Genomic DNA, 379 nt, shown 5'->3' on the forward strand with positions numbered 1-379 from the left:
GCCCATCGGGCGCGGCGGCAATCTCGGCGATCAGCGGGGCGACGTTGTCTGCCTCGTTGCGCACCGGTACCACGATGGACACCGCAGGCGGCGGTCCGGACTGAGACAAGGTTTCAGGCATGCTTCGGAACAATCCGGGGCCGACGGGAACTCGCGGCCGGGGCGCTGTCTGCGCGCCCGCTTCTTATGGGGCGGAGCCGCCGCGGGCAACCCTTTTGACGCGATCCCAGGACGGCCCTGGCAGCGGATCGATGGTGCCATCCTGCCGGATGGTGAACGCCAGCCGCCGCGCCGCGAACCAGTAGCGCACCGCCATTGCGCCCACGAGCCCGAGCAAGGCGCCGGCGACGACGTCGCTCGGATGGTGGGCGAGCAGCAC

General features: G+C 70.7%; 2 pseudogenes. Both read right to left on the reverse strand.

The window, feature by feature from the left end:
• A pseudogene (locus DYI24_RS28540) lies at positions 1 to 121 on the reverse strand (dolichol-phosphate mannosyltransferase); the annotation flags it as partial.
• Between the two features lie 63 nt (positions 122 to 184).
• Positions 185 to 379: pseudogene (locus DYI24_RS27965) on the reverse strand (phosphatase PAP2 family protein); the annotation flags it as partial.

It is taken from the genome of Rhodopseudomonas sp. BR0C11, from assembly GCF_010820945.1.
In the GTDB taxonomy this organism is placed as follows: Bacteria; Pseudomonadota; Alphaproteobacteria; order Rhizobiales; family Xanthobacteraceae; genus Rhodopseudomonas; species Rhodopseudomonas palustris_H.